24 protein-coding genes and 1 riboswitch are annotated in these 22906 nt (G+C 68.3%); of the genes, 10 read left to right on the top strand and 14 right to left on the bottom strand.

Features of this window, described 5'->3' with window-relative positions; genetic code table 11:
• The first annotated feature begins 291 nt into the window (after window positions 1-291).
• The 3 genes from ACFWIX_RS04180 to ACFWIX_RS04170 all read left to right on the top strand — a co-directional run bounded on the left by ACFWIX_RS04180 (window position 292) and on the right by ACFWIX_RS04170 (window position 2905).
• Window positions 292-1326 carry a methionine ABC transporter ATP-binding protein gene (locus ACFWIX_RS04180; protein WP_377214827.1) on the top strand — a complete coding sequence of 345 codons (1035 nt, stop codon included), beginning with the start codon at window positions 292-294 and terminating at the stop codon, window positions 1324-1326.
• A complete protein-coding gene (locus ACFWIX_RS04175) occupies window positions 1323-1994 on the top strand; it encodes a methionine ABC transporter permease (protein WP_377214826.1) in 672 nt (223 codons plus the stop codon). The genes ACFWIX_RS04180 and ACFWIX_RS04175 overlap by 4 nt, the downstream gene beginning before the upstream one ends.
• A gap of 68 nt (window positions 1995-2062) precedes the next feature.
• Complete coding sequence (locus ACFWIX_RS04170) at window positions 2063-2905, top strand: MetQ/NlpA family ABC transporter substrate-binding protein (protein ID WP_377214825.1); 843 nt, start codon at window positions 2063-2065, stop codon at window positions 2903-2905.
• Window positions 2906-3012: 107 nt separating this feature from the next.
• Here ACFWIX_RS04170 and hemL read toward each other — a convergent pair whose 3' ends face one another.
• From hemL to hemE, 10 genes are all read right to left on the bottom strand, one after another.
• Window positions 3013-4344 carry a glutamate-1-semialdehyde 2,1-aminomutase gene (gene hemL / locus ACFWIX_RS04165; RefSeq protein ID WP_377214824.1) on the bottom strand — a complete coding sequence of 444 codons (1332 nt, stop codon included), beginning with the start codon at window positions 4342-4344 and terminating at the stop codon, window positions 3013-3015.
• A gap of 29 nt (window positions 4345-4373) precedes the next feature.
• The gene (locus tag ACFWIX_RS04160; protein WP_377214823.1) at window positions 4374-5450 is read right to left on the bottom strand and encodes an LLM class flavin-dependent oxidoreductase; all 1077 of its coding nucleotides are present in this window, start codon (window positions 5448-5450) and stop codon (window positions 4374-4376) included.
• Window positions 5447-6430: a porphobilinogen synthase gene (hemB, locus tag ACFWIX_RS04155; RefSeq protein WP_377214822.1), complete on the bottom strand. Its 984-nt coding sequence runs from the start codon at window positions 6428-6430 to the stop codon at window positions 5447-5449. The genes ACFWIX_RS04160 and hemB overlap by 4 nt, the downstream gene beginning before the upstream one ends.
• Window positions 6431-6480: 50 nt before the next feature.
• On the bottom strand, window positions 6481-7347 hold the full coding sequence (locus ACFWIX_RS04150; protein WP_377214821.1) for a uroporphyrinogen-III synthase: 867 nt from the start codon (window positions 7345-7347) through the stop codon (window positions 6481-6483).
• Window positions 7348-7352: 5 nt separating this feature from the next.
• Window positions 7353-8351 carry a hydroxymethylbilane synthase gene (gene hemC / locus ACFWIX_RS04145; RefSeq protein WP_377214820.1) on the bottom strand — a complete coding sequence of 333 codons (999 nt, stop codon included), beginning with the start codon at window positions 8349-8351 and terminating at the stop codon, window positions 7353-7355.
• Window positions 8348-9577: a ferrochelatase gene (locus tag ACFWIX_RS04140; protein WP_377214819.1), complete on the bottom strand. Its 1230-nt coding sequence runs from the start codon at window positions 9575-9577 to the stop codon at window positions 8348-8350. The genes hemC and ACFWIX_RS04140 overlap by 4 nt, the downstream gene beginning before the upstream one ends.
• On the bottom strand, window positions 9574-10275 hold the full coding sequence (gene hemQ / locus ACFWIX_RS04135; RefSeq protein ID WP_377214818.1) for a hydrogen peroxide-dependent heme synthase: 702 nt from the start codon (window positions 10273-10275) through the stop codon (window positions 9574-9576). Before hemQ ends, ACFWIX_RS04140 begins: the two co-directional genes overlap by 4 nt.
• A gap of 151 nt (window positions 10276-10426) precedes the next feature.
• Entirely contained in the window at window positions 10427-10990 is a 564-nt protein-coding gene (locus ACFWIX_RS04130; RefSeq protein WP_377214817.1) for a hypothetical protein, read from the bottom strand.
• 61 nt (window positions 10991-11051) lie between these two features.
• Window positions 11052-12509 (bottom strand): protoporphyrinogen oxidase, encoded by a 1458-nt coding sequence (gene hemG / locus ACFWIX_RS04125; RefSeq protein ID WP_377214816.1) that lies wholly within the window; start codon window positions 12507-12509, stop codon window positions 11052-11054.
• A 5-nt stretch (window positions 12510-12514) separates the two neighbouring features.
• On the bottom strand, window positions 12515-13609 hold the full coding sequence (hemE, locus tag ACFWIX_RS04120; RefSeq protein ID WP_377214815.1) for a uroporphyrinogen decarboxylase: 1095 nt from the start codon (window positions 13607-13609) through the stop codon (window positions 12515-12517).
• A 158-nt stretch (window positions 13610-13767) separates the two neighbouring features.
• On the opposite strand from hemE, the gene ACFWIX_RS04115 reads away from it, so the two are divergent.
• On the top strand, window positions 13768-15087 hold the full coding sequence (locus ACFWIX_RS04115) for a glutamyl-tRNA reductase (protein ID WP_377214814.1): 1320 nt from the start codon (window positions 13768-13770) through the stop codon (window positions 15085-15087).
• 12 nt (window positions 15088-15099) lie between these two features.
• Here ACFWIX_RS04115 and moeB read toward each other — a convergent pair whose 3' ends face one another.
• A complete protein-coding gene (moeB, locus tag ACFWIX_RS04110; protein WP_377214813.1) occupies window positions 15100-16299 on the bottom strand; it encodes a molybdopterin-synthase adenylyltransferase MoeB in 1200 nt (399 codons plus the stop codon).
• An 85-nt stretch (window positions 16300-16384) separates the two neighbouring features.
• Here moeB and ACFWIX_RS04105 point away from each other — a divergent pair, with 85 nt between their 5' ends.
• From ACFWIX_RS04105 to ACFWIX_RS04095, 3 genes are all read left to right on the top strand, one after another.
• Window positions 16385-17047, top strand: coding sequence for a TetR/AcrR family transcriptional regulator (locus tag ACFWIX_RS04105; RefSeq protein ID WP_377214812.1), 663 nt, complete (start codon window positions 16385-16387; stop codon window positions 17045-17047).
• Window positions 17048-17109: 62 nt separating this feature from the next.
• Window positions 17110-17334, top strand: a complete 225-nt coding sequence (locus tag ACFWIX_RS04100; protein WP_377214811.1) for a DUF3107 domain-containing protein — start codon at window positions 17110-17112, stop codon at window positions 17332-17334.
• 54 nt (window positions 17335-17388) lie between these two features.
• Entirely contained in the window at window positions 17389-17691 is a 303-nt protein-coding gene (locus ACFWIX_RS04095) for a hypothetical protein (protein WP_377214810.1), read from the top strand.
• A gap of 2 nt (window positions 17692-17693) precedes the next feature.
• Here ACFWIX_RS04095 and ACFWIX_RS04090 read toward each other — a convergent pair whose 3' ends face one another.
• The 3 genes from ACFWIX_RS04090 to thiO form a co-directional block, all read right to left on the bottom strand.
• Window positions 17694-18509 carry a thiazole synthase gene (locus ACFWIX_RS04090; RefSeq protein ID WP_377214809.1) on the bottom strand — a complete coding sequence of 272 codons (816 nt, stop codon included), beginning with the start codon at window positions 18507-18509 and terminating at the stop codon, window positions 17694-17696.
• 4 nt (window positions 18510-18513) lie between these two features.
• Entirely contained in the window at window positions 18514-18750 is a 237-nt protein-coding gene (thiS, locus tag ACFWIX_RS04085) for a sulfur carrier protein ThiS (protein ID WP_377214808.1), read from the bottom strand.
• On the bottom strand, window positions 18747-20069 hold the full coding sequence (gene thiO, locus ACFWIX_RS04080) for a glycine oxidase ThiO (protein ID WP_377214807.1): 1323 nt from the start codon (window positions 20067-20069) through the stop codon (window positions 18747-18749). The genes thiS and thiO overlap by 4 nt, the downstream gene beginning before the upstream one ends.
• A riboswitch (TPP riboswitch) is annotated at window positions 20062-20181 on the bottom strand. It overlaps the preceding gene by 8 nt.
• 27 nt (window positions 20182-20208) lie before the next feature.
• Here thiO and thiE point away from each other — a divergent pair.
• From thiE to ACFWIX_RS04065, 3 genes are read left to right on the top strand one after another with little or no spacing between them, the layout of a single operon-like run.
• Window positions 20209-20871 carry a thiamine phosphate synthase gene (gene thiE / locus ACFWIX_RS04075; RefSeq protein WP_377214806.1) on the top strand — a complete coding sequence of 221 codons (663 nt, stop codon included), beginning with the start codon at window positions 20209-20211 and terminating at the stop codon, window positions 20869-20871.
• A gap of 45 nt (window positions 20872-20916) precedes the next feature.
• Complete coding sequence (locus ACFWIX_RS04070; RefSeq protein ID WP_377214805.1) at window positions 20917-22422, top strand: RNB domain-containing ribonuclease; 1506 nt, start codon at window positions 20917-20919, stop codon at window positions 22420-22422.
• A complete protein-coding gene (locus ACFWIX_RS04065; RefSeq protein WP_377214804.1) occupies window positions 22422-22838 on the top strand; it encodes a DUF302 domain-containing protein in 417 nt (138 codons plus the stop codon). Before ACFWIX_RS04070 ends, ACFWIX_RS04065 begins: the two co-directional genes overlap by 1 nt.
• The last annotated feature ends 68 nt before the right edge of the window (window positions 22839-22906 follow it).

The raw sequence follows: 22906 nt of genomic DNA, 5'->3' as shown, positions 1-22906 counted from the left end.
GACGGGCCATCGCGGCCCTGCGCCGGGCTGCTGCTGCTGCTGCTGCTGCGACGAGTATCACACGCATGCACCTCTGGCGGCACCTGCCGGGATTCGTATGGCAATTTCCCAATGCCGCCACTGCCTGCAGGACAAAATGACGCTTCGACCTGAACTGGAACATTGTTCGGTTAAGCAAGCATTCAGCGAAATCCTGAACGGAAGTGACGGCTCCATCGGCCCGCTGACATAATTAAGTTCAAACGGGTGCCTGTGCTATGCCACTGCCCCATGCCAATCTCCTGAGGACAAATGATCACTGTTACTGACCTGCGCAAGGTCTACCGCCAAGGGAAAAAGGAAGTAGTGGCCCTTGATGGCGTTTCACTTTCCGTTCCCAAAGGCTCGATCCACGGAATCATCGGCCACTCCGGCGCCGGCAAGTCCACGCTGGTCCGCTGTCTCACGCTGCTTGACCGCCCCACGTCCGGATCCGTCAGCATCGACGGCACCGAGCTGAGCTCGGTCAAGGACTCGGAAATCCGCTCGGCCCGCCGGCGGATTGGCATGGTGTTCCAGCACGCTAACCTGATGGATTCACGGACTGCCGCCGGCAACGTGGCCCACCCGCTCGAACTGGTCAAGGCCCCCAAGGATAAAATCCGCGCCCGCGTTACGGAACTGCTGGGCCTCGTGGGCCTCACCGGCTTCGAAAACGCCTACCCTTCCCAGCTCTCCGGGGGCCAGCGCCAGCGCGTCGGCATCGCCCGGGCCCTGGCCGCAGACCCCGACGTCCTGCTCTGCGACGAGCCCACCTCGGCCCTTGACCCCACCACCACGGACGAGATCCTGGACCTTATCCACGACCTCACCACCCGGCTGCAGCTCACCGTGCTCATCATCACCCACGAGATGAACGTCGTGAAGCGCGTCTGCGATTCCGTCTCGCTGCTTTCCAAGGGCCGCATCGTGGAGCACGGCGCCCTGGAAGACGTGGCCGGCAACCTGGAAAGCCGGCTGGCCAAAGCGCTGCTGCCGCTCCCTGCCGCCGAACCCCTGAAGGGGGCGCTCCAGAGCGGTCCGGTGCTGGAGATCCTCTTCTCCGGCGAGAGTGCCCGGGAGCCCGTCCTGACCGGCGTCGCACGTCATTTCGATATCGACCTCAATGTCCTGGCCGGCAGCGTTGAAACCCTGGGCGGACAGCAGTTCGGCCATCTCCGGGTCCAGCTTGCCCGCGAAGCAGACCGCGACGCGGTCATTGCCTATCTCGCCGAACGCGGCATTGCCGTCAAGGCCGCAACCCCCGGGGACGAACCCGAGGTTAATCAGGCGGGAGAACTCCTGTGAACGAACTCTTCAGCAATCCGGTCCTGGCCAAGGCGCTGCCCGAGGCGATCGTGGAAACCCTGCAGATGGTGGGAATCTCTGCCTTCTTCACGGTCCTCGTGGGGCTGCCCCTCGGCGTGTTCCTGCATGCCACCGCTCCCGGCGGCCTGCGGCCCATGCCCGTGGCCAACCGGATCATGAGCGACGTGGTGGTCAACATCACCCGGTCCATCCCGTTCGCGATCCTCATGGTGGCGTTGATTCCGGTGGCGCGCCTCCTTACCGGAACCAGTCTGGGTCCCGTAGCGGCTTCGGTGTCGCTGTCCATCGGCACCATCCCTTTCTTCGCCCGACTGGTGGAAACCGCGCTGCGTGACGTCCACCACGGCAAGATCGACGCCGCCCAGGTCATGGGCTCCACCCGAATGCAGGTCATCAACAAGGTGATGCTGCCCGAGTCGCTTCCCGCCCTGGTCGCAGCCACCACCACCACCGTGGTTACCCTGGTGGGCTACTCGGCCATGGCCGGACTGGTGGGCGGCGGCGGCCTGGGCAAGCTGGCCTACAACTATGGCTTCCAGCGCTTCGATGTCACGGTCATGATGGTCACGATCGTCCTCATCATCGTTCTGGTCCAGGTCATCCAAGTCCTGGGCGAATGGATCTCCAGGCGCCTGGACCACCGCTAGGCGCCAGCCACCAGGCCCGGACGCCCCGGCCCCCATTCCCATTTCAGCAGTTGAAAGGAACGCATCCCATGCGTAAGAAACTCTCCCTCCTGGCCACGGGCATCGTCACTGCGCTGACGCTGGCTGCCTGCGGTGGTTCCTCCACCCCGAGCGCCGACGTCGCCACCCTCGACCCTGCCAACCCGGCAACCCTCACCGTTGGGGCCAGCCCCGTCCCGCACGCCAGGATCCTCGAATTCGTCAACCAGGAACTCGCCCCCGAGGCCGGCCTGAAGCTCGAGATCAAGGAAATCGAGGACTACCAGACCCCCAACACCGCACTGAGCGACGGCTCGCTGGATGCCAACTTCTACCAGCACCTGCCCTGGTACGAGGACCAGGTGGAGACCAAGGGCTACAAGTTCGGTCACGGCGAAGGCGTCCACATCGAGCCCTACGCCGCGTTCTCGGAGAAGGTCAAGGACATCAAGGACATCAAGGACGGCGCGAAGGTGGCCATCACCAACGACCCCTCCAACCAGGTCCGCGCCCTGAAGGTCCTGGAAGTTGCCGGCCTGGTCAAGGACATCGAGGATGACTCCGCCGTCCTCACCCTGACTGACGAGCAGAACCCGAAGAAGCTGAAGTTCTCCGAGAACCAGCCGGAACTGCTGATCAACGACCTTAAGGACCCCTCGGTGGACCTGGCCCTGATCAACGGCAACTTCATCCTCAAGGCCGGCCTCAGCACCGAGGACGCCCTCGCCGTGGAATCGGTGGAAGAGAACCCCTACGCCAACTTCCTGGCCTGGCGCGAGGATTCCGCGGAGGACGCCCGCATCCAGAAGCTGGAAGAGCTCCTGCACTCCCCCGAGGTCAAGGCCTTCATCGAGAAGGAATGGCCCAACGGTGACGTGACCCCCGCCTTCTAAGGCAGCAGGGACCACAAAGATCCCCGCCCCCTGGACTTCTCCCCCGCGAATGCGGCGGGGAACGGTCCGGGAGGCGGGGATTTTTCGTGGCGCGTACGACGCCGGAACTAGCCTTGCGCTGCAGCGGCCGCTTTCGCAGCGGCCGGCAGGGCATCGAAGATCCGGTTCATGGCTGCATCGTCGTGCGCTGCGGACAGGAACCAGGCTTCGAAGACGGACGGCGGCAGGTAGACGCCGGAGTCCAGCATGGAGTGGAAGAACGGCGCGTAGCGGAAGGTCTCCTGTGCCTGGGCGTCGCCGTAGTTGTGGACGCCGCGGGCCGAGGTGCCGAACGCCACGGAGAACAGGTTGCCGGCGAACTGGATGGAGTGGTCCACGCCGGCCGCGTCCAGTGCGGAGGACAGTGCTGAAGACAGTTCCAGGGACCGGGAGTCGATGGCCTCATACACGTCCCGTGTGGCGTGGGTCAGTGTGGCAACGCCGGCGGCCATCGCCACCGGGTTTCCGGAGAGCGTGCCGGCCTGGTAGACCGGGCCGATGGGTGCGAGGTAGTCCATCACGTCGGCACGCCCGCCGAGGGCCGCCGTCGGCATTCCCCCTCCGATCACCTTGCCAAAGGTGAGGAGGTCCGGGGTCCAGGGGTCGGCCGCGTCCGGGGCTCCGCCGGTCAGGCCCCAATAGCCGGAGTATCCGGTGCGGAACCCGGTGAGAACTTCGTCGACGATCAGCAGCGCACCGTGTGCGCGGGTAATCCGGGCCAGGCCGGCGTTGAAGCCTTCGGCGGGGGTGACCACGCCCATGTTGGCGGGCGCGGCTTCGGTGATCACGGCGGCGATGTCCGTGCCGTGGGCGGCGAAGGCAGCTTCCACCGCGGCAAGGTCGTTATACGGCAGCACGAGCGTCTCCGCGGCGGTCGCTGCGGTGACGCCTGCCGAACCCGGCAGCGCCAGTGTTGCCACGCCGGATCCGGCCGAGGCCAGCAGTCCGTCCAGGTGGCCGTGATAGCAGCCGGCGAACTTGATGATGAGGTTCCGGCCGGTGAAGCCGCGGGCCAGGCGCACTGCTGTCATGGTGGCTTCGGTACCGGTGGAAACCATGCGCAGGCGTTCCACGGCCGAGACCCGCTCCTGGACGATCGCGGCCAGGTTGGCTTCGTCCGGCGTGGAGGCACCGAAGGACAGTCCGCGGTCGACGGCGGCGTGGACGGCTTCGAGGACGGCGGGGTGGGCGTGGCCCAGCAGTGCCGGACCCCACGAGCAGACCAGGTCCACGTATTCGTTGCCGTCCGCATCGGTCAGGTAGGCGCCCTTGGCCGAAACCATGAACCGCGGGGTCCCGCCCACGGACCCGAAGGCCCGTACCGGGGAGTTGACGCCGCCGGGCATGAGCTGCCGCGCCCGGTCAAAAAGTGCCTCGTTACGAGTGGTGGTGGAAGTCATGGTCCCTATTCTCTCAGTTGGCCCGGCCGTCACTGGCCGAGCAGTTCAGCCACGCGGGGGGCCACGGCGGTTCCCATGAGCTCGATGGATCGCATCATGGCGAAGTGCGGAAGCGGGCCGCTGCTGTACTTAAGGTCGAACCGGTCCACGCCCAGGTTCTTCTTCAGCATGGCGATCTTGCGGGCCACCGTGTCCGGCGAGCCCACGTACAGCGCACCCTCGGGTGAGCAAAGCGCGTCGAATTCGGGGCGCCCGGCGGGACCCCAGCCACGCTCGGCACCCAGCCGGTTGCGCAGCTTGAGCCAGTGCGGGAAGAACTCCTCGCGGGCCTGCTGGTCCGTGTCCGCCACATGCCCCGGCGAGTGCGTGGCCACCTGCTGCGGGGCATGCCCGTATTTTTCCATGGCATCCCGGTAGAGGCCGGCCAGCGGACCGAACGCGGCCGGCTGCCCGCCGATAATGGCGAAGATGATGGGATAGCCGTACTGGGCGCAGCGCAACACGGACTCCGGCGTGCCGCCCACACCGATCCAGGCCGGCAGCAGGTGGTGTTCCAGGGGCGGGTACACGCTCAATCCGTGCAGGGCCGGCCGGGTGCGGCCCTCCCAGTGCACGGGCTTCTGCGCACGGACCTTGTCAAACAGTTCCAGCTTCTCCTCGAACAGGACCTCGTAATCCGCCAGGTCCAGGCCGAAGAGGGGGAACGATTCCACAAACGACCCGCGCCCCAGCATCACTTCGGCGCGCCCGTTGGAAATTGCGTCCACGGTCGAGAACCGTTGGAAGACCCGGATGGGATCGTCCGAGCTGAGCACGGTGACGGCTGAGCCCAGCCGGATCTGCTGCGTCCGGGCCGCCGCTGCCGCCAGGAACACTTCCGGAGCGGAGATGGCGTAGTCCTTGCGGTGGTGCTCCCCCACGCCGAAGGCGTGAAGTCCGACGGCGTCCGCCAGTTCCGCCTGTTCCAGCACCTGCCGCAGGACGTCAGCATGGTGTTGCGGGCTGCCGTCGGGGTTCTCGCCGACGTCCCCGAAAGTGTTCAGGCCCAGGAGGATCCGGTCCTGGCCCACGGGCGCCGTAGGCCCGGCAGCCCGCGCGGCACTCACCGGGATTCCTGCAGCCAGCCGGCCAGCTCCGCTGCCCAGTAGGTGAGGACCATGCCGGCGCCGGCGCGGCGGATGCCCAGCACCGATTCGGTGATCGCCGCACGCCGGTCGATCCAGCCGTTGGCCGCAGCGGCCTCGATCATCGCGTACTCGCCGGAGATCTGGTAGGCCGCCACCGGCACCGGGCTCCCGGCGGCGACGTCGGCCACGATGTCCAGGTAGCTCATGGCCGGTTTCACCATCACAATGTCCGCGCCTTCAGCGAGGTCGAGTTCCACCTCGCGCAGCGCTTCGGTGCGGTTGCCGGCGTCCATCTGGTAGGTGCGCCGGTCGCCGGTGAGCTGCGAATCCACGGCCTCCCGGAAGGGCCCGTAGAACGCGGACGCGTATTTGGCGGCATAGGCGATGACGGACGTGTTGACGTGTCCGGCCGCATCGAGGGCGGTGCGGATGGCGGCGATCTGGCCGTCCATCATGCCGGACGGGCCCAGCATGTGCGCGCCTGCTTCTGCCTGGGCCACAGCCATCTGCGCGTAGATCTCCACGGTGCGGTCGTTGTCGACATAGCCGCTGGCATCCAGCACGCCGCAATGCCCGTGGTCGGTGAATTCATCGAGGCAGACGTCGCTCATGATCACCAGGTCATCGCCCACCTCGGCCCGGACGTCCCGGATTGCCTTGTTCAGCACGCCGTCCGGGTCCAGGGAAGCGGAACCTTCGGCGTCGCGGGTTTCCGGAATTCCGAAGAGCATGATGCCGCCCACGCCCAGTTCCACGGCCTCCGCTGCGGCCCGTTTGAGGGTGTCTGTGGTGTGCTGCACCACGCCCGGCATGGAGCCGATGGGGTGGGGTTCGGTGAGCCCTTCACGGATGAACACCGGCAGGATCAGCTCGGCAGGCGCCAGCCGGGTTTCGGCGGTAAGGCGTCTCATGGCCGGGGTGGTGCGCAGGCGGCGGGGGCGTTGGTTGGGAAAGCTCATGGTGCTGTCCTTCGCGTCGTGGGATTGGTGGCTGGTGGCGGGCAGCGGTATCAGGGCGGGTTGAGGGCACGGGTTACCGCGGCAACCAGCCCCGCCGGGGTGGGCTCAGCCGCCACTTCGGCAACCCGAAGGTCGAGTGCGGCCGCCTGTTCCGCCGTCGACCGCCCGATGACCACCAGCCGGCAGGCTCCGTCCGGCAGCAGCTCCGCGAGGCGCCGCACGGCGCTGGGTGAGGCTGCAAGGGCTGCGTCTACACGGCCCGCGGCAAGTTCAGTGCGCGCACCTTCCGGAGTGAGCAGGACGTACGACGGCGGCCCCTCCCCGCCTGCCCTGGCTTCCGGACCGACGGCGAGCCTGCGTTCGGCGGCCGCCGGGTACTCAACCGTGTGGTAGGCGGTCACAGCCGTGACACTGCTGCCGGCCGCCGACAGACCCTCGGCCAGGAGCGGCGCTGCGATGTCCGCCTGCGGCAGGAGCACAGTGCCGCCCCCGGGCCATACTTCCAGGAGGCCTGCGGCGGACTGCCCGCCGGCCGGTACCAGGTGTGCCTGCAGGCCTTCGGCCTCAAGCTCGCGGCGGGTGGCGGGGCCTACCGCGGCGATCCGCGTGCCCGCCGGCACCAGCTGGCGCAGCGCCAGTCCGCGCTCCCGCGCCTTGCCCGCGAGGGCATGGACCGTGGTGGCGCTGGAGATTACCAGCCAGCCGTAGGCTCCGGCACTGAGGGCGTCGCAGGCAACGTCCAGCGCGTGCTGGTCGGCTGCGCGTTCGAAGTCGATCAGGGGAAGCAGCAGGGGTGTGGCGCCGGCCGCTGCCAGGGCGGCGGCGACCGGCGCGGCGCGCTCCGGGCTCCGGGTAATCAGCACCCGGGCACCATTCAGCGCGGCGCCGGGTGCGGATCCACCGGGAGGCTGCTCCATCCGCGTCAGGAAGCCTGGAGGTCGGCGATGTCAGCGGCGCCGGCAGCCAGCAGCGCCTCGGCCAGTTCGATGCCCAGGAGAGTGGCGCCCACTTCGGTGAGCCCGTCCGTTGCCCGCTTATCCCGGACCGTGGCCGTACCGTCCACCGCGCACACCACGGCTTCAAGGTGGAACATGCTTCCCTTGCGGTAAGCATAGGCGCCCACCGGCGCGGCGCAGCCTGCTTCCAGGCGGGCCAGCAGTGCGCGCTCGGCTGTCACGGCGAGCCGGGTGTCGGGGTCATCCAGTGCAGCCAGGGCCTGGGCCAGGACTGCCTGGGACCCTTCGGTGGAACCGGCCTTGCGCGGGGCATCGGCCGTCCGGCATTCGATGGCCAGGGAGCCCTGGCCCGCGGCGGGCAGCATGACGTCCGTGTCCAGGAACTCGCTGACGGCGTCGAGGCGGCCAATGCGTTCCAGGCCGGCGGCGGCAAGCACCACGGCGTCCAGGTCGCAGGACTTCCCCGGAACAACCTGGTCAGTGGTGTTGCCCGGAATTCCGGGCACGCGCCCCAGCCGGGTATCCACATTTCCGCGGATATCGACGATGGCCAGGTCCGGACGGGCGGCCCGGAGCTGGGCGGCGCGGCGGGGTGAGCCGGTGCCCACGGTTGCTCCTGCGGGCAGGTCGGCTAGCTTGAAGCTGTCGCGGGCGCAGAGCACGTCCCGGACGTCCACGCGCCGTGGCGTCGCGGCCAGGCTCAGGCCCACTGCCGCACCGGTGGGCAGGTCCTTCAGGGAATGCACGGCGACATCGCACTCATCCCGAAGCAGGGCGTCGCGGAGAGCGGCTACGAAAACCCCGGTGCCGCCCATCTGGGAGAGCGGGCCGGTGAGGACGTCGCCGTCGGTCCGGACGTGGACGAGCTCCACGGGGAAGCCGCCCACCGCTGCGAGCTGGTCCGCGGTCTGCTTCGTCTGGGTGAGCGCCAGCTTGCTGGCGCGGGTGCCGATGCGGACTGTCACTGCTGCGTGGCTCCCGCCTCGGCTCCGGACTCCGCCGGGTAGGGGTCGTGCCCCGTTCCCACGGTGGTGTCCGCACCCGCGATGGTGGGCTTTTCGCCGCGGAAGTTCGCGCAGCAGCCCGGGCGGCAGACGTCGTACCAGGGTCCCAGGTCCGTCATCGCGGGACGGTCGCTGATGGTGTGGTCCACGGTCCGCTCGGCGATCAGGTCCACAATGCCCTTGACGAATTTGCGGTGCGTTCCGGGGGTGGGGACACGGGTGGCGGCGAGGCGGAGGTTGGCGCAGGTTTCCATGGCTTCGGTGTCCAGGTCCCAGACAACTTCCATGTGGTCGCTGACGAAGCCGAGCGGGACGATGACGACGCCCTTGACGCCCTGGCCGGCCAGCTCCTCGATGGCGTCGTTGATGTCCGGCTCCAACCATGGCACGTGCGGGGCACCGGAGCGGGACTGGTACACCAGCGACCACGGAGCAGTCAGGCCGGATTCCTCCTCCACCCGGGCCATGACGGCCGCAGCGGTGGCCAGGTGCTGGGCCACGTAGGCCGAGCCCTCCTCGAATTCACGGGGCTCGCCGTCGGACTTGCCTGCAGCTTCTGCATCGCGGGTGGGGATGGAGTGCGTGGCGAACAGGACCTGCATCGGGGCGTCAGGGGCGCCCATCCCGGCCAGCTTGGCGCGGACCTCGGCCAGGCCAGCGGCCGTGCCTTCAATGAAGGGCTCCACGAAGCCGGGGTGGTCGAAGTACTGCCGCACCTTGTCCACCTCGAGGCGGCCGTCCAGGCCGGTCTCCGTCAGGGCCATCCCAATGTCCTCGCGGTACTGGCGGCAGCTGGAGTAACAGGAGTAGGCGCTCGTGGTGACCATGAGCAGCCGGCGGTGGCCGGCGTCGTACGCGTCCTGGAGGGTCTGCGGGATATAGGGGTCCCAGTTGCGGTTGCCCCACAGCACCGGCAGGTCGATGCCGCGGGCGGCGAGCTCGGCCTCCATGGCTGCCTTGAGTTCGCGGTTCTGCTGGTTGATGGGGCTGATGCCGTCATTGGCACGGTAGTGGTGCGAAACTTCCTCGAGCCGCTCGTCCGGGATGCCGCGGCCACGGGTCACGTTGCGGAGGAACGGAATGACGTCCTCCTGGCCTTCCGGTCCGCCGAAGGAGGCCAGCAGCACCGCGTCGTACTGCTTCGGTGCCATCCGGCCTGCTTCCGTGACCGGATTAACGGGGGTCATGCCAGGACCTCGGCAATCTCCGTGGCGGAGATGCGGCGGCCGGTGTAGAACGGAATTTCCTCGCGGACGTGGTTGCGGGCGTCGGTGGCCCGCAGGTGGCGCATCAGGTCCACGAGGTCCACCAGCTCTGGGGCTTCGAGGCCCAGGATCCATTCCCAGTCACCGAGGGCGAAGGAGGACACGGTGTTGGAGATGACCTGCGGGAACTCGCGGCCAAGGAGGCCGTGTTCGCGGAGCATCGCACCCCGCTCTTCCTCGGGCAGGATGTACCACTCGTAGGAACGGACGAACGGGTAGACGCACAGCCACTCAGCCGGGGAAACGCCGCGGGAGAAGGCCGGGGTGTGGTTCTTGGCGAATTCCGCCTCGCGGTGCACGCCCATGGCGGACCAGACGATGTCGGTGCCTGCGAAAAGGGTGCTGCGGCGGATGTCGCGGATGGCCTGCTGCAGGGCCTCCGGTTTGGGCCCGTGGAGCCACACCATGACGTCCGCGTCGGCGCGCATGGCCGAAACGTCGTAACTGCCGCGGTGCGTCACGCCGCCCTCGGCCAGCCGTTCCAGCAGTGCTTCGAAGTCGGAGGCCGCCTGACCGCTGCGGGCAACCGTTTCGGAGCGCTTGAAGACCGTCCAGAGGGTGAAGAACTGCTCGGCTGATTCTTCGGTTTTAGTGACAGATTCGGCAGAAGTGTGGCTCATGGTTACCAGTTTGCCCCCTAAATGCGCCAAGCCGAAACCCAGAACTTCTACAAGGCGTAGAAGTGATGGAAATCACTTCTGGGCGCTGCCTCCGGCGGGCGTTCGCGCCTCATCGGGTCGTGGCGCCCCAGCGTCCGCGGGTGGGGCCCGGTCAGGCGCCGCGAAGCCGTGCGTACAGCACGGCGGCAGCGGCGGCGACCCCGAGCAGGCCCAGGCCAAACCCTGCGAGGACCATGCTGTGGACCCGATCGGCCGGATCATCCCGGCCGCTCTCCGGGGTAATCCCGCCGGCCTGCACTGCAGCGTCCCCCGTCCGGCGTGCGGGCGCTGCTTCAGAGCTGGCGGGACGCCCGATGGCGGCGGCGGACGTGGCGGCCGAAACTGGCTGGCCCGGGGCCGGACCGGCGGAGCCGTCGGCGGTCCCGGTACCAGGCACCGTGGCGGGCGCCGTGGGAGCCGGGACAGATGCCGTCGGGGCGGGGCTCTCCGTCGCGGGCGAAGGTTCCGGGGGCAGAACGACGCCGAGGGGCGGCTGGATGAGTCGGCCCGGCGGGGTGGCGGGAACGGTGGGGACGGGGATCAGGGTGCCTTGGGCAGCCGGCGCTCCGCCGGCAAGGACCAGTACCGCGCCAATGGCCGCGGCTGCGGCGCCGCGCCCCATTCCCCCATGGATACCGGTCCGGGACTGTGCGAGTTCGGACCTGTGTTGAACCATAGTCATCGACCCTAGCCAGTTGCGCTCACGGTTGGCTATTCGGCACCGCGGGCACCGGGAATCAGGCGGTGAGCCGGCGGATCTGATCCCTGGTGTCCGCCACCACCGCGGCCAGGCCGTTTCCGGCAACCCAGCCGCCGACCAGCGCCAGGCCTCCCGCGGCGGCACACGCCCCGCGGATGGCGGCCACCCTGGCGCGGTGTCCCACGGCTGCGAACGGAAGGGACCCGTGCCAGCGGACCACGTCCCAGTCCACTATGTCCGCACGCGAAAGCGGCACGCCCAGCAGGTTCGCCGCGTCCCGGAGGGCGGCTTCGAGGAGTTCCTCCTCCGTAGCCGGACCATCGCCCTGCAGGCCCAGCCCGTCCACCCGGCCGTAGGAGAGCCGGACCACGTGCCGGCCAGGGCCCGCGGCCGCGGCAAGCCAGTCCCATTTGCCGGTGGCGTGCGTCAGCGCCTTCGCTTCGATACCCGGGGTCTGAGGGGCCACCAGGACCCCGGTGCCGCGCGGGCGGGCGTCGAGCTGGGGTTTATCAAGCACCAGCGTGACCAGCCTGACATCCGGTCCGGACAGCGGGGCGCTGCCCGAAATCCCCGGTACCGCGTACTCAAGCAGCCCGACGGCGGCGGGGCCTTCCACTGCGACCGCCAGCAGGCCGGCGTCGTACGTTTCTTCCCCCGAGGTGACGCGCCACCCGTCCGCGGTCCGCGTCACAGCGGTGGCAGGTGTCCCCGCCAGGAGCTGCACGCCGCGGTTGCGGAGGTCGGCCACGAGCGCGGAGACCAGGGTATGCATGCCACCTTCGAGGCCGGCGACGGCGGACCCTGCCTTGGCGGGTGACGGCCGGTCCGGCCCGGCAGCGCCTGCCGCACCCCGGCGCTGGGCGGATACCGCGCCGGCCAGGGAACCGTACTTCCGCAGCCCCGCACGCAGCCCGGGTGCGACCATGTCGACGTCCAGTATGCCGGGGTCGGCCGAGTGGACGCCGCCCACCACCGGAGACACCAGGCGTTCGAGCACGCGGGAGCCCATGCGGATCCGTACCAGGTCCGAGACACTGGTGACCTCCGCAGCCCCGCCGATTGAAGCGGGCAGGAACCGGTCCAGGCTGGCGCGCAGGGAGCCCGCCAGGCCCAGAGAGCGCCGGACCTCCGGGTCCCACGGATTGGCCGGAATGCCCAGAACGCCGGTCCGCGGCAATTCACGCGGCCCTTCCGGCAACTGCACCCAGGCGCCGCCGGGGCGCGGGGCCACGATCCTCCTGGCCAGGTCCAGTTCGGTGATCAGGCCCGACACCGCGTCCGTCCGGGTGGCGAAGGACTCGGCACCGCTGTCGAGAGTGAGGCCGGCGAGTATGTGGCTGCCCACGCAGCCGCCCCACCGCTCCGAGGCTTCCAGGACCGTAACGGCATGCCCGGCGGCGGAAAATTCCCGCGCGGACAGCAGCCCGGAGATCCCTCCACCCACCACGAGTGCGGTGGCAGGCACAGCCTGGGGCACGGCCGGGGTGCTGTCCATCGCTGTTACTCGGGTGAGATGGAGTGGATGAGGCTGACCACCCGGGTGAGGACGTCCGGGTCGGTTTCCGGCGGGACACCGTGCCCCAGGTTCAGGACGTGGCCGGGCGCGGCGGAACCGGCAGCGATGACCTCGCGGACGTGGGCTTCGAGGACCTCCCACGGAGCGGAGAGGAGCGCCGGGTCGATGTTGCCCTGTAACGGACTGGAGCCGCCCAAGCGACGGTTGGCCTCATCCAGCGGGAGCCGGTAGTCCACTCCCACCACGTCGACACCCACGTCCCGCATGGCCACCAGTAGCTCGGATGTGCCGGTGCCGAAGTGGATCAGCGGAGCGCCGAGATGGCGGACGTGGTCCAGAGCGCGGCGCGAGGCGGGGGCAACGAAACGCGTGTAGTCGGCCAGGCCGAGGGAACCGGCCCAGGAATCGAAGAGCTGACCTGCCGAGGCACCGGCCTCGAGCTGGGCCTGCAGGAACATTCCGGAGGCGTCAGCGGCCCAGTTGGCCAGGGCTGTCCAGGTCTCCGGGTCGGCGTGCATCATGGTGCGCGGGCCCAGGTGGTCGCGGGAAGGCTTGCCCTCGACCATGTAGGCGGCCAGGGTGAAGGGGGCGCCGGCAAAGCCGATCAGCGGCGTCTTGCCCAGCTGGGCCACGGTGAGGCGGACGGCTTCGCGGATGGGTTCCAGGGCTTCCCAGGTCAGCTGCGGCAGGGCAGCGACGTCTGCAGCCGTCCGCACCGGTTTGTCCAGCACCGGACCAACGCCCGGGACGATGTCCACGCCCACGCCGGCCAGTTTCAGCGGAATGACGATATCCGAGAAGAAGATCCCGGCGTCCACGTCATGGCGGCGGACCGGCTGGAGGGTGATCTCAGACGCGAGTTCAGGCCGAAGGCACGAGTCCAGCATGGCGATGCCTTCACGGACCTTGAGGTACTCCGGCAGCGAACGGCCGGCCTGGCGCATGAACCAGACGGGGCGCCGGGACGGCTTCCCGCCACGGTAGGCCGTGATGAGCGGGGAGTCCCCGGTACGGCCATCCACTAGCGGATGATCTGCGGCGAGCTTGCCGGCAGCGGACGTGGCGGGGCTGGAAGTCATGCCTTTGATTGTGCCGAAAATCGGGCCCAAAAGATAACGACAGACTGTCATCTGCGCACGCCCGGCGGGACCCGTGGCAGGAATCACAGCCGCAGCTGCCTGCCGGACGAGCGGGGAGTTGTTCTACGGGGCCGCGAAAAAGCTATGATTGGTCTGCTGTGGTTCTTTTTTCTCTGGTGGCTACACACGCCGACATCGACCTTGAGACTGTTGCTCACCTGAGCAACGGTTCCTCCGGGATTGCCACATCCGCACTGACCGGATCGCCGGCAGTGACGGGTGCCGTTGTCCTCGCCACCTGCAACCGCTACGAAATCTACGGCGAAGCCCCCAACCCTGACGACGTCGAGGCCGCCCGAGCTGCGCTCGTGGCCCAGATCAGCGAGGCCAGCGGACTGAGTGAGTCCATCGTCTCGCGTTCCTTCAGCACCCGGGTTGGCCCCGAGGTGACCCAGCACCTGTTTGCCGTGAGCGCGGGACTGGACTCCGCCGTCGTCGGTGAACGCGAAATCGCCGGGCAGGTCCGCCGTGCCCTGATCACCGCCCAGCATGAGGGAACCGCCAGTTCCGGCCTGGTCCGGCTGTTCCAGGCCGCGTCCAAGACGGCCAAGGACGTCGGCGCCCAGACCGCGCTGGGATCCCGCGGCCTCTCCATTGTTTCCGTGGCGCTGGACCTGGCCACGGACCTGTCCGAGAACCCGGACTGGTCCTCCAAGAAGGTCGTCGTCTTCGGCACCGGCGCCTACGCCGGCGCCACAATGGCGCTGCTTCGCGAGCGCGGCTGCACCGACATCTCAGTCTTCTCCTCCTCCGGCCGTGCCGAGGGTTTCGTGGCCACCCGCGGGGGCACGGCCCTGGATGCGGACACGCTGCACCCTGCCGTTGCCGCCGCGGACGTCATGATCGGCTGCAGCGGATCGGACACCCGTGTCGAGGCCAGCGAGCTGGCACAGGTCCGGGCCGCCTCGCCGCAGCCCCTGATCGCCATCGACCTGGCCCTCACCCATGACTTCGACCCCGCCGTCGGCGAGCTGGACGGCGTGGAACTGCTCACCCTTGAATCCGTCCGCCTCGCCGCGCCCCAGGAGCAGGCCGAATCCCTGGCCCAGGCCAGCGGCATTGTCACCGGAGCCGCCAGCGCCTTCGAGCAGGAGCGCGAAGCCCGCTCCATGGACTCCGCCATCGTTGCCCTCCGCCGGCACACTATGAACGTGCTGGATGCCGAAATGGAAAAGGTCCGCGCCCGGCACGGCTGCACCGCCGCCGCCGAGGAAGTGGAGTTCGCGCTCCGCCGCATGGTCAAGCAGCTGTTGCATGTGCCCACGGTCCGCGCCCGCGAGCTCGCCGCCAACGGCGAGCAGGACAACTACATCGCCGCCCTCGAAGCGCTTTACGGCATCACCGTGGAACAGCCCGCGGCACCGGCTGCCGCACCGGCCGAATGCCCGGTAGACCACCAGGGCCGCGAAACCGCCTGAACCCACACCTGCCTAGTAGACGGGCTTCTGCGGCTCCACCTCGCGCACCCAGGCCAGGATGCCGCCGTCGAGATGGCTCACCCGTTGGTACCCCGCTTTCCGTGCGGCCGCGAGGACGTTCCCGGACCTGGTGCCGCCCTTGCACAGGAAGACCACGTCCTTGTCCTGCGGGATCTCCTGCCATGCCTCGCCTGCCAGTATCCTGCCCTGCGGAACCAGTACGGAGCCGTCAATCCGGACGATGTCGTACTCGCCCGGCTCCCGGACGTCCACCAGTTCAAAATCCTTCAGGCCGGCCTTCCGTGACGCCAACATGGTAGCCAACTGGGTTGCGGTGACGGTGTGCTCGGTGTCCGTTTCCGGCTCCGGTGCAATGCCGCAGAACGCGTCGTAGTCGGTGAGTTCGGTGATGCGCGGTGCCGCGGGATCCTTTGCCACACGGATTTCGCGCCAGCTTCCGCCCAGCGCGTCGAAGAGCGCCACGCGCCCCAGCAGGGAACGTCCGACGCCGGTAATAAGCTTCACTGCCTCCGTCACCATCAGCGATCCCACAGCCGCGCACAGCATCCCGAAGACGCCGCCTTCTCCGCAGGACGGGACGGAGCCTGCCGGCGGGGCCTCCGGGTAGAGGTCGCGGTAAGTGGGCCCGTGCTTTTCCCAGAAGACGCTGACCTGTCCGTCGAAGCGGAAGATGGAACCCCACACGTAGGGCTTGCCCAGGATGGCGGCGGCGTCGTTGACCAGGTAGCGGGTGGCAAAGTTATCGGCCCCGTCGAGGATCAGATCGTAGCCGGCGAACAGTTCCAGCGCGTTGGTTGCGTCGAGGCGGATGTTGTGCAGCCGGACATCAACGAGGGGGTTCAGGGCATGAATTGCGTCACGTGCGGACTCGATCTTGGGGCGGCCCACGTCCGCCACGCTGTGAATAACCTGACGCTGGAGGTTGCTGAGGTCCACCGTGTCGTCATCGACAATCCCGAGTGTTCCAACGCCGGCCGCGGCGAGGTACAGCAATGCGGGGGAACCCAGTCCGCCTGCGCCGATCACCAGCACCTTGGCGTTCTTGAGCCTGCGCTGCCCCACCGCGCCTATTTCGGAAATAATGATGTGCCGCGAATACCGTTCCACTTCCGCCGGCGAAAGTTCGCCTGCCGGTTCCACCAAGGGCTCCAGGGAAACATTTGCAACATTTGCGGTCAAAGAAGAGGCCATACTTCAATGTAGGCCCCGGGATACCGCCGGGTCATATTACCCCGCAGTAAAGTGGAAGTACCCCGCAACGGAAAGAAGGACAACCGTGGTCCCAGAAGCACGTGCAGACCGCCCGTCCGCAGCCCCGGAATCACCTGCCCGGCCGGCAGGCCAGCGCTCGGCACGGCTGCCGCGGGATGAGCGCCGTGCCCAGCTCCTGACGGCAGCCCAGGAAGTGTTCGTGGCCAACGGTTACCACGGCGCCGCCATGGACGAAATTGCTGAGACTGCACGGGTCAGCAAGCCGGTTCTATACCAGCATTTTCCGTCCAAGCGCGAGCTCTACCTCGCCCTTCTGGACAGCCACCTGACAGCCCTGACGGAACTGCTGCTTGGCGCCCTGAATTCCACCACGGATAACAAGGAACGCGTCCAGGCCGTCATGCGCGCCTACTTCCGGTTCATCGCCAGCGATGACCAGGCACACCGGCTGGTTTTTGAGTCAGACCTTATTAACGACGCGGATGTCAGTTCGCGGCTGGAGACCCTGAACCGCACATTCGCGGACGCCATCGCACGGGTGATCGCGGAAGACACCAAGCTGCCGCAGCTTGAAGCGCAGCTTTTGGGCCGCGGCCTGGCCGGAATGGCCCAGGTCAGCGCGCGGTATTGGCTGGAAACGGACGGAAACCTGGACCTCGATGTGGCCAGCGACCTGATCTACCGTTTAGCTTGGCGCGGAATCTCCCGTTTTCCCAAAGAGTCCTAGACTACAAATAAGACATCAACGGGTAGAGATACCTGAGCACTTTGACCGGCTGGGAGGCCCCTGTGGAAATTAAGATCGGCGTGCAGAACGTTGGCCGCGAAATCGTCCTCGAGTCCACGGAGGACGCGGACTCCGTGGCCAAGGTCGTCGGCGAAGCCATCAACACCGGAAGCGAGCTGCGCCTGAAGGACGACAAAGGACGCCTGATCATCGTTCCCGGCAACGCCCTTGGCTACGTGGAAATCGGTGCCGAGGAAGTCCGGCGCGTAGGTTTCGGCCAGTTCTAGGACCTAAGCCGCGGCGGCCGCCAGTCCGCCGCGGCTTACAGTCAAAGGAGATCCATGCTCTCGCTCAGCATCGTCGTGCTCGCAGCCGTTGCCGCAGGGTTCCTTGTGTGGGCCAATGACAGGCGGCACGCCAAGTACGGCGCCGCCCTCCCGGCGGGGGTGGCCGTGGCCGCGGCGTCCGTGGCCTGGATAATCCTCATCGCCGCCGGGTTTGGCTACCTGCCCGGCCTGACCTGGCTGCCGTGGGTCCTGCCCGTGCTGCTCGGAACCTGCGCGGCCCTGGCCGTCGTCATCTACTTGGGACGCACACGCGCCCGGCAGGACACGGAGCGCCTGACCGCAGCCCTCCGCCTTTAGAGCTAGAGAAACTCCGCCCTGCCCTCCATGGCGGAGGACGCGAGTGCATGCTCACGCCGCGGGATCCGCCCCGCAGCCCTGGCCATCCTGCCGGCAGCCACCGCGTGCTTGAAGGCCGCGCCCATCAGCGCAGGGTTCTGCGCCCTCGTCACCGCCGTCGCCAGCAACACAGCGTCGCAGCCCAGTTCCATGGCCAGCGCGGCGTCGGAAGCGGTCCCGATTCCCGCGTCCAGCACCACGGGAACCGAAGCGCGGGAGACGATTAGCGCAATGTTGTGCGGATTCAGGATGCCCAGGCCTGTTCCGATCGGTGCTCCCAGCGGCATGACGGCCGTGGCGCCCAGGTTTTCGAGCCGGAGCGCCAGGACAGGATCGTCATTCGTGTAGGCAAAGACCTTGAAGCCACGGGCCACCAGCTGTTCCGTGGCGTCGACCAGCTCCACGGCATCCGGCAGGAGGGTCTGTTCGTCAGCGATGACTTCCAGCTTGACCCAATCCGTCTCCAGGGCTTCGCGGGCCAGCTCAGCGGTGAGGACGGCATCACGGGCTGTAAAGCAGCCCGCCGTGTTGGGCAGCACCCGGATGCCGTGGTCCACCAGGAGCTGGAACAGCGAGCCGGTCTCCGCAGGGGAATAACGGCGCATCGCAACTGTGGTCAACGCTGTACCGGAGGCGAGCAGCGCAGCGCCGAGCCCGTCCAGGCTGGGCGCTCCCCCGGTCCCCATGATCAGCCGCGAGTGCAGCGGGACTCCGTCGATCACCAAGGTGTCGGCAACGTCGGATTCTGCGCCGGCGGGTGCGTTCGTTATTTGGGTCATGATGTCAGCCTCCCTGGACTGCGGTGACAAGTTCAACGTCGTCGCCCTCGGCGAGCGCCGTGGCGGACCACTGGCTCCGCGGCACCACCTGCGCGTTCTGCGCCACCGCCACGCCAAGCTTCCGCCCGTCCGCGGCCTGGCCGTCTGCTGCCAGCGGCCGGCCGGTGATATCGCTGACCAGCGCAGCAATGGAGGCGCCGTCCGGCACGGCGCGGAGGCTTCCGTTCAGGATGATATTCATGCTCTCTCCTTGGTGTCGTGGCGTGATGCGGCTGCGGAAAACCGGGCAGGGTTGAACGCTGCCCAGCGGGGGTCTTGACTGCCATCCAGCAGGGCGCGGCAAATAGCCGCGGCAGCGGGTGCCAGCAGCACGCCGTGGCGGAAGAAGCCGGTGGCGACGATGACCCCGGGGACGTGTCCCACTGCGCCGTCAGGCAGCGGGACCCGGCCCAGCAGTGGCGCATTGTCCGGGGTTCCGGGACGGGCCCGCACTGTGCATTCGAGCAATTCCAGTTCGGCGACGGCGGGTACCAGCGCCTGGGCGTCCCGGAGGAGCTGGTAGACCCCGCCGGCGGACACCGCACCGTCGGACGCGGCGTCCTGACCTGCACCGGATTCCAAGCGAGCCGTTCCGCCCAGGGCGTCCTCGCGCTGGGTGGCGCCGATCACCACGGTTCCGTCCTGCCGGGGCACCAGGTAGACGGGCACGCCATGGACCAGGCCCCGGACCGTGGCGGTCACCAGCGGGCGAAGGTGTTCCGGCACGGCGAGCCGCAGGATGTCGCCGTGCACGGGACGCAGCGGCAGGGCCAGCCCGGCTGGCAGTCCGCCGAGCGCTCCTGCGTAGAGGCCATTGGCCACCACGGTCTCCCCCGCGAAGACCTTTCCGCCGCCTTTCAGCAGGGCTCCGGCCACGCCGTCGTCCTTCCAAAGCAGTTCAGCGGCCCGGGCCGGGACCGCGTAACCGTCGACGGCGCCCGCCACCCGGGTGCCGGCCCCGCCGTCGCCGTCTGTATGCCGGGAGAGCGCCAGCCGGAGGCAGGCCACCAGCTGCCGCGGATCCACCTGGTGGTCGGCAGGGGTGTCCAGGGCGCAGGCGATCGCCGGGCTCAGGAGCGGCTCCCGGCGGCGGGCCTCCCGGACCGTGAGGGGCTCCACGTCGAGGCCGTTGGCCTTTTGCACGGCCCGAAGGTCCAACAGCGCCCGCCGGTCCGCAGCGTCCACGCCGACGGCGAGGGTCGGCGTCGTGAGGTATCCGGGGTCCATGCCCGCGGCGGTGGCGAGGGCGGCCGCGAAACCCGGCCACCGGGAGGAGGATTCCAGCATCAACTCCAGGAGGCCTTCCTCCTGGTAGTGAAGCTCGCTGACGGGGGCGAGCATCCCGGCCGCCGCCCAGCTGGCGCCGGTGCCGGGGGCGTCATCGACCAGCACCACGGACCGGCCGGACCGGCGGGCCTCCCAGGCAATGCTGTGGCCGACCACCCCGCCGCCGATAACGGCGACGTCGGCACGCACCACGCCATCCGCGGCAGCGCCGGACCCAACGGTGGGGTTGCCCATATGGTTCCTTCCCTACGCCGGTATTAACCGGATCAGGTCAAGCGGTCGGCTCTGACGCCCTCTCAGCCCGGCGCTTTTATGACAGCCGCCGCAGGCTCCCGCAGTACGAGGCCAGTTTAGAGGAACTAGGCTTGCAGCCATGAATGTGTCCCCCGCTGCCGCCTTGGCGTCCGCCCGCCTGTACCTCTGCACCGATGCCCGACGCGGCCAGGGCGATTTTGCCCGTTTTGTCGATGAGGCCTTCGCCGGCGGCGTGGACATCATCCAGCTCCGGGACAAAACCATCGAGGCCTCCGAGGAGCTCGAGCTGCTCGACGTGCTGCGCGAAGCTGCCGAACGCCACGGCCGGCTGTGGGCCGTCAACGACCGCGCGGACATCGCTTCCCTTTCCGGGGCGCCAGTGTTCCACGTCGGCCAGAAGGACCTCCCCCTCAAGGCCGCGCGCAGCTTCCTGGGCGGCGCGGCGATCGGGCAGTCCACGCACGCGCCGGAGCAGGTGGATGCAGCGGTGGCCGCTGCCTCGGGACCGGCCGGGCTGGACTACTTCTGCGTGGGTCCGCTGTGGGCGACGCCCACGAAACCCGGCCGGGCCGCCGTCGGCCTCGACCTGGTCAGGCACGCCGCGGCCGCCGCGCCGGCCGGCCTGCCCTGGTTTGCCATCGGCGGAATCGACCACGGCAACGTGGACAAGGTGGTCGCTGCAGGGGCCCGCCGGATCGTGGTGGTCCGCGCCATCACGGAGGCGCCGGACCCGGCCGCGGCTGCAGCCTCGCTGCTCGCGGCGCTGGACGCCGCGCGCTAGCCCCGCTGTTCCTCGTTCCGGTGGTTTCGGGCTAGGCTGATTTTCGTGTCGCATCATCGGTTGGCCCCCAATGTCCACGAGCACAAAAACGCGCTCGAGGAGGCCTTGAGCGCGCTGCGCACCGAGCTGGAACTGCCCGCCGGCTTCCCAACGGAAGTCCTCGCGGACGCCGAAGCGGCCGTGGCCTCATTGGACATGCCCGACTACGACCTGACGGACGTCGCATTCATCACTATTGACCCGGAATCCTCCACGGACCTGGACCAGGCCCTGTTCATTGAGCCTGCCGAGGACGGCTACCGGGTGCTGTACGCCATCGCCGACGTTCCCGCTTTTGTCCGGCCGGGAGGGCCGCTGGATGCCGAAACACGGCGCCGGGGGCAAACTTTCTACGCCCCGGACGGCCGGATCCCGCTGCACCCGGAGGTCATCAGCGAAGGTGCCGGCAGCCTGCTGCCGGACCAGGACTGCCCGGCGTTCGTCTGGGACTTCCAGCTGGACAACGCCGCGGAAGTGACTGCCGTGACCGTGCGCCGGGCGCGCGTCCGCAGCCGTGACAAGCTCAGCTACAAGGGCGCCCAGAAGGAGCTCGACGCCGGCACGGCGCCGCCGGTCCTCCAGCTGCTCAAGGAGGTAGGGCTCAAGCGCGTGGCACTGGAGCGCGAGCGGGGCGGCGCCAGCCTGAACATGCCGGACCAGGAGATCGTCCAGCTCCCCGACGGCGGCTACCGGATTGCCGCCGCCCCGCAGCTTCCCGTGGAGGACTGGAACGCACAGATTTCCCTCATGACCGGGATGGCCGCCGCCCGCCTCATGCTGGACGGCAAGGTGGGTATCCTGCGCACCATGCCCGAGCCCGACAGCCGATCCCTGGACCACTTCCGGCTCCAGACCGAAGTTCTGGGAAAGCCCTGGAACGGAAAGATCAGCTACGGCGAATACCTCCGCACCCTGGACCCCACGGAGCCGCGCCAGCTTGCCATCCTGCACTCCGCCGGAATGCTGTTCCGCGGCGCCGCCTACACCGCCTTCGACGGCACTGTCCCCGGGGATGCGGTCCAGTCGGCCATCGGTGCGTCCTACGCCCACACCACGGCTCCACTGCGCCGGCTTGTGGACCGTTTCGTCCTGGTGATCTGCGAGTCGCTATGCAGCGGCGGCGGAGTCCCCGACTGGGCCCGTGCGGCCCTGCCGCTGCTGCCCGGGATTATGGCCGGTTCGGATCAACTGGCAAACCGCATGGAGCGCATGGCGCTGGACACCGTGGAAGCTGCGCTGCTGGTCAACCACGTGGGGCAGGAGTTCGACGCGATTGTCATTTCCGGCTCCCGGCCGTCCAAGGACAATGGCGGGCCGTCCAACGGCAAGAACGGCAACGGGAACGGCGCCTCCGGCATCATCCAGATCGCGGAGCCTGCGGTGACCGCCCGCTGTGCCGGCGAACTCGAATCGGGCACCAAGGTACGGGTGCGCCTGGTGTCCTCGGACATCGCCGCGCGCCAGGTTCATTTCGAACTCGTCAGTCAGCAGCCCACCACCAAGGAGTCATGATGAGCTACACCAACAGCGTCACCGTCCCGCTCGCCTGGGAAGAGTCCGTCCAGGCCACCAGGGATGCGCTGGCCAACCAGGGTTTTGGAATCCTGACGGAGATCAACGTCCGGTCCACCTTCGAGGCAAAACTCGGCCCGGAAGCGGCGGAGGCTGTGGGCGACTACATCATTCTTGGTGCGTGCAATCCGTCGCTGGCCAGCCGCGCCCTGGCGGCCGAGCCCGAAATGGGCGCGCTCCTGCCCTGCAACGTAGTGGTCCGACGCGGCAAGGAGGCGGACGCCACCACGGTGGAGGCAATCGACCCACAAACCATGGTGCAGCTCAGCGGTGCCCCTGCGGTCCGGGAGGTAGCGGACGACGCCGATGCGCGCCTGCGCGCGGCCCTCGCCGAGATCGCGGGCATTTACGGCTAGACTGGTGCCTGTAGAAATGGATGCCCGGTCGTTGATTTCCTTTTATTGAAACCAACAAGCCCGCCCCT

Source organism: Pseudarthrobacter sp. NPDC058362 (assembly GCF_042723515.1).
GTDB lineage: Bacteria > Actinomycetota > Actinomycetes > Actinomycetales > Micrococcaceae > Arthrobacter.
The sequence above is the reverse complement of the archived record's forward strand: the minus strand, read 5'-3'. Positions and strand labels throughout refer to the sequence as shown.

What these genes read in the sequence shown, in the direction of transcription:
- hemB (WP_377214822.1), bottom strand. Translation starts at nt 6,430, where the DNA reads ATGAGCTTTCCCAACCAACGCCCCCGCCGCCTGCGCACCACCCCGGCC.
- ACFWIX_RS04150 (WP_377214821.1), bottom strand. Translation starts at nt 7,347, where the DNA reads ATGGAGCAGCCTCCCGGTGGATCCGCACCCGGCGCCGCGCTGAATGGT.
- ACFWIX_RS04180 (WP_377214827.1), top strand. Translation starts at nt 292, where the DNA reads ATGATCACTGTTACTGACCTGCGCAAGGTCTACCGCCAAGGGAAAAAG.
- ACFWIX_RS04095 (WP_377214810.1), top strand. Translation starts at nt 17,389, where the DNA reads ATGCTCTCGCTCAGCATCGTCGTGCTCGCAGCCGTTGCCGCAGGGTTC.
- hemL (WP_377214824.1), bottom strand. Translation starts at nt 4,344, where the DNA reads ATGACTTCCACCACCACTCGTAACGAGGCACTTTTTGACCGGGCGCGG.
- hemQ (WP_377214818.1), bottom strand. Translation starts at nt 10,275, where the DNA reads ATGAGCCACACTTCTGCCGAATCTGTCACTAAAACCGAAGAATCAGCC.
- ACFWIX_RS04140 (WP_377214819.1), bottom strand. Translation starts at nt 9,577, where the DNA reads ATGACCCCCGTTAATCCGGTCACGGAAGCAGGCCGGATGGCACCGAAG.
- ACFWIX_RS04065 (WP_377214804.1), top strand. Translation starts at nt 22,422, where the DNA reads ATGAGCTACACCAACAGCGTCACCGTCCCGCTCGCCTGGGAAGAGTCC.
- ACFWIX_RS04170 (WP_377214825.1), top strand. Translation starts at nt 2,063, where the DNA reads ATGCGTAAGAAACTCTCCCTCCTGGCCACGGGCATCGTCACTGCGCTG.
- hemE (WP_377214815.1), bottom strand. Translation starts at nt 13,609, where the DNA reads ATGACTTCCAGCCCCGCCACGTCCGCTGCCGGCAAGCTCGCCGCAGAT.
- moeB (WP_377214813.1), bottom strand. Translation starts at nt 16,299, where the DNA reads ATGGCCTCTTCTTTGACCGCAAATGTTGCAAATGTTTCCCTGGAGCCC.
- ACFWIX_RS04130 (WP_377214817.1), bottom strand. Translation starts at nt 10,990, where the DNA reads ATGGTTCAACACAGGTCCGAACTCGCACAGTCCCGGACCGGTATCCAT.
- hemG (WP_377214816.1), bottom strand. Translation starts at nt 12,509, where the DNA reads ATGGACAGCACCCCGGCCGTGCCCCAGGCTGTGCCTGCCACCGCACTC.
- ACFWIX_RS04090 (WP_377214809.1), bottom strand. Translation starts at nt 18,509, where the DNA reads ATGACCCAAATAACGAACGCACCCGCCGGCGCAGAATCCGACGTTGCC.
- thiS (WP_377214808.1), bottom strand. Translation starts at nt 18,750, where the DNA reads ATGAATATCATCCTGAACGGAAGCCTCCGCGCCGTGCCGGACGGCGCC.
- thiE (WP_377214806.1), top strand. Translation starts at nt 20,209, where the DNA reads ATGAATGTGTCCCCCGCTGCCGCCTTGGCGTCCGCCCGCCTGTACCTC.
- thiO (WP_377214807.1), bottom strand. Translation starts at nt 20,069, where the DNA reads ATGGGCAACCCCACCGTTGGGTCCGGCGCTGCCGCGGATGGCGTGGTG.